The 2,481-nt window shown below is 60.9% G+C and carries 1 protein-coding gene and 1 pseudogene; both read right to left on the bottom strand.

The genetic code is table 11. The annotated features are described in order from the left end of the window. Positions 1 to 137: 137 nt before the first annotated feature. On the bottom strand, positions 138 to 872 hold the full coding sequence (gene istB / locus HGO38_RS30930) for an IS21-like element helper ATPase IstB (protein WP_250959624.1): 735 nt from the start codon (positions 870 to 872) through the stop codon (positions 138 to 140). Beyond that, positions 805 to 2,370 (bottom strand): annotated as a pseudogene (gene istA / locus HGO38_RS30935) (IS21 family transposase). Before istA ends, istB begins: the two are co-directional and overlap by 68 nt. Positions 2,371 to 2,481: the final 111 nt, after the last annotated feature.

Consider the following 2,481-nt stretch of genomic DNA (forward strand, 5'->3'; position numbering starts at 1 on the left):
TGTCAATCGGCACGCAAACTTGACCCGATATCGGCGTCCAATGTTGACCCCCATGTTGACGATCAGCACCTGGATCGCCCGGCGCTGGCCGGGGTTGCAGAGGGCGAACCAGGTGCGGGTGATAGGGCTCTTCGGCTTTAGCTTTGAGAGCGGTTTTTGAAGCGCCAGGACTCGTTGCCAGTTTCGACGATCTCACAGTGATGAGTGAGCCTGTCGAGCAGCGCAGTGGTCATCTTGGCGTCGCCGAAGACGGTGGGCCATTCGCCGAATGCCAGGTTGGTGGTGACGATGATCGAGGTGCGCTCGTAAAGCCTGCTGATGAGGTGGAATAGAAGTTGGCCGCCGGCCTGGGCGAAGGGCAGATATCCCAGCTCGTCGAGGATGATGAAGTCGAGGCGGTTGAGATAATCTGCCGTCCGGCCCTGCTTGCCGCTGCGCGTCTCCGTCTCCAGCCGATTGACCAGATCGACGACATTGTAGAAGCGCCCGCGTGTGCCGTTGCGGATGAGAGCGCGGGCGATCGCGATGGCCAGGTGGCTCTTGCCGGTGCCCGTGCCACCGACGAGAACAACATTGCGCTGATCGGCAACAAAGGCTCCTGTGGCCAGGTCGCGGACAAGGCCTTCATTGACGGGCGTGTAGGTGAAGTCGAAGTCGTCGATATCCTTGGCGAGTGGCAGCTTGGCGATGCTGAGCTGGTAGCGGATGGAGCGGGCCTGCTTCTCGGCTATCTCGGACTGCAGAAGATCGCCAACGATACGCGGCGGCTCATGCTGGCGCTTGATGCCGTTGCCCATGACCTCGTCATAGGCGCTGCGCATGCCGTAGAGCTTCAAGGTGCTCATCAATTCCAGAACCTGTGTGCGTTCCATCAGCTTGCCCTCCTGAGGCTGTCATAGCGTGCACAATCGGCGACCGGCTCATGAGTGAGCCGCAGTGCATCGGGGATTTGTAGGGGCGCAGCCGGAGCCGGATCGCGACGACGCGCCAGGATGTTGAGGATGACGGCAGCCGAGCAGACGCCTTGATCAAGCGCCTCCTGGCAGGCGGCCTCAACGGCCGTGATCCCGTCGCCCGGCACGCAGCCGAGAATGGTGACCATTTGCCGATCGCCGTCATCGACTGTCTTCAATCGCTTGCGGACCTTCTCCATTGCCGCCGGCAACACCCAGTCGCGGAACGGCGCGCCGTTGCGAAGAGCGCCGGGTTTGCGGGCCAGGACAGGCACATAATGCCAGGGATCATACACCGTCTCGCCGCGTCCGAAGCTGCGCCGATGTTCGGCGATGACCGTCCCATCCTGCTTGACGACAATCCGCTCGGCATAGGCGTGGACTTCGACCGGGCGGCCAACTGCCGTTGAGAGGACCGAGTATTTGTTATTGTCGAAACGGACCGTGCAGGTCTTGGACACCGAGGCCGGAACGCAGTGAAAGCCGTCGAACGGACCGACATAGGGAACGAGACTGCCGCGCTCGGCCTCGAACATCTGCCAGATCGTCTGGTCGCCTGTTCCGGATGGTTGTGCGCCTTGGCATAGGCGACGCATTTGTCGAGCAGCCAGACGTTCAATTCCTCAAGGCTTTTGACTCTTAGGCGCGGCGTGAAGAAGCGTTCACGCACCAGTCCAACCTGGTTCTCGACCTGACCCTTCTCCCAGCCGGATGCCGGCGTGCAGGCGACAGGCTGCACGAGATAATGACTGCACATCTGCAGGAAGCGGCGATTGTATAGCCGCTCCTTGCCGACGAACACCGCCTCAACAGCCGTCTTCATGTTGTCGTAGATGCCGCGTGTGCAGGTCCCTCGGAAGAAGGCAAACGCCTTGTCGTGGGCGTCGAACACCATCTCCTGGCTCTCGCGCATATAGGCGCGGGCAAACATCATGCGGCTGTGGCAGAGCCGGACATGGGCGACCTTCACGGTCGTCGTCGTGCCGTTGATCAGCACGATCTCGTGGCTCCAGTCGAACTGGTAGGCTTCGCCGGGTGCATAGTAGAGCGGCACATAGGCCTGCGCCGTCGCTGATCCGCGGGTCTTCGCCCAACCCTTGGCGTAACGGCGGATCGCATCATAGCTGCCGTCATATCCGAGTGCGCGAAGCTCCTCGTAAATCCGGATCACCGTCAGCCGTTCGCGCGATGGCCTGCCTTCATTCGTGGTGAGAAACCGCTCGATCTCCGCCTTCCATACTCCCGTCTTCGGCAAAGGCTGCCGCTCGCGCTCGTAGGAGAAGTCGGTCTCGTCGGTGCGCAATATCTTGCGGACCGTGTTGCGGGAAACATGCAGTTCACGGGCGATCTTCTTCATCGACCAGCCTTGAACATGGAAGGCCCGCCGGACGCGCGCAATCGTATCCACTCGCTTCAACTCCCTCTCCATCCGCCGTCAAAAAAACGGATGGTCAGATAGATCCGAAGGGGGTCAAAATTGGACGCCGATTACCCCGCTAATGGGGTCAATTTTGCACGCCGAAACACA

Source organism: Rhizobium sp. CG5, assembly GCF_023701945.1.
Classification (GTDB): domain Bacteria; phylum Pseudomonadota; class Alphaproteobacteria; order Rhizobiales; family Rhizobiaceae; genus Allorhizobium.

Excerpts from the sequence above, each read along its gene's own strand:
- istB (WP_250959624.1), bottom strand. The coding sequence starts at position 872 with ATGGAACGCACACAGGTTCTGGAATTGATGAGCACCTTGAAGCTCTAC.